This window comes from Streptomyces acidicola (genome assembly GCF_009377235.1).
Lineage (GTDB): Bacteria > Actinomycetota > Actinomycetes > Streptomycetales > Streptomycetaceae > Streptomyces > Streptomyces acidicola.
In genome coordinates this window covers 1-1,586 of sequence record NZ_VMNX01000505.1, presented here as the reverse complement: position 1 = coordinate 1,586, position 1,586 = coordinate 1, and the positions used below count along the sequence as shown (strand labels likewise).

Below are 1,586 nucleotides of genomic sequence, written 5' to 3'. Positions count from 1 at the left end.
CGCCACTCCCTGCCCCCGGGCTCCCGTCCCCACTGGGCCCCGACCTCGCATCCACCATCACCAGGACCGGCGTCCGCGTCGCGAGGACCGTACCGTCCGGCTTCTTCACCCGCCGGACCTCGGCGTTCAGCAGTACGGCCGTGGGGGTCGCGTGGTCTCCTCCGATCCGGGGGCGGGTGAGCCGTGGATCGGAGGTGAGCTCGACGTCGGCCGTCACGTGCGCGTACTGACGTGCCAGCGCGGGGACCGGGCCGCGCCGCAGATCCGCCCCGTGCAGTACGGCGGAGGCCGCTGCCGCGGCGGCACAGAGCAGGACGGCGGCGATGGAGACCCTGTGCCACGGTCTGCTACGCCCTGCCCGCTCGGACCTGCTGGTCCGGGGCCCGTGAGCCGGCCGATCGGGCGCCGGCTCGTGCGCACTGTGCCGCCGGGCCACGAACAGGGAACCACCCAGGAGCAGGGCACCACCCACGATCAGGCAGACCGCCACCACACCGATGACCCACTCGACCGGGGCGTCGAGCGTGAGAGCCGCTGTCGTCCAGGCCGCCAGTGCGGGCGGCACCAGCCGCAGGTCCGTCGGCCCCTCCTGCCTGGGGTGCGCGGCGCCCAGCCTGCTCACGGACGCCATATGCACGGGCACGCGGTCAGGGCGGCCGCCGGGGCGCTCGGCAGCGGTGTCCGCAGCGCGCCTCGTGCTTCGCGCGACGGCGTCGAGCTCTCCCCGAGGGCTCCTCATGGCCGTACGAGATTCCGCAGGTCGGCGAAACGCCGGTCGCCGATGCCGTTGACCTCGCGGAGTTCGTCGACCGAGCGGAAGCCGCCGTGCTGGGTGCGGTAGTCGATGATGTGCTGGGCCAGCACGGGGCCGACGCCTGGCAGGGTGTCGAGTTGGTCCGCGGTGGCCGTGTTGAGGGAGACCGGAGCCGCGGGGGCGGCACCGGCGCCCGGCCCCCCGGGTCCCGGCACCACACCCGCGGCGGGCGGCGCCGGACCACCGACGACCACCTGCTCGCCGTCCATGAGGAGGCGGGCGCGGTTGAGCCCCTCAATGCTCGTGCCCGAGCGCACCCCACCCGCCGCCCTCAGTGCGTCGGCGACCCGTGAGCCCGCCGGCAGCCGCTGGACTCCGGGGTTCCGCACCTTCCCGCTGACGTCCACCACGATCACGGGACCAGCGGGGGCAGCCGACGCCCCAGGGGAGGCACCCGTTGTGGCCGCGTCCCGATCTCCGTCCCGTTCGTCGAACGGTGCCGGGCGCACCACCTCGGGTGCGCTCACCGGCTCCGTCCGGCCCGCCCAGAAGTGCTGTACTGCGAAGACCGCCGCGACGACCAGCACCACACTCAGCGCCAGCACGCTTCTCCGCTCCAGCCCGCACCTCGCCTGCAACCACAGCGGCATCCGCTCCCGCACCGCAGGCCCGATCCGCTCCCGCCAAGTCGTCCTCGGCATACGGATCGTCGAGTCGGCGCCCGGCTCTCGGGCCGCTCCGGCCGCCGGGCCGTCGTCCGCGACACCACTGACCCACGCATCACCGGCGCCCCGCCCTGTCGTCCCTCGCGGTCCGCCCAGCCCGCCTGACC

1 protein-coding gene and 1 pseudogene are annotated in these 1,586 nt (G+C 74.8%); both read right to left on the bottom strand.

The window, feature by feature from the left end:
* Positions 1-631: pseudogene (locus tag FPZ41_RS46395) on the bottom strand (ComEC/Rec2 family competence protein); the annotation flags it as partial.
* 104 nt (positions 632-735) lie between these two features.
* Positions 736-1,586 (bottom strand): ComEA family DNA-binding protein (locus FPZ41_RS46390; protein WP_228023471.1); only part of this gene is annotated, 851 nt, incomplete at its 5' end.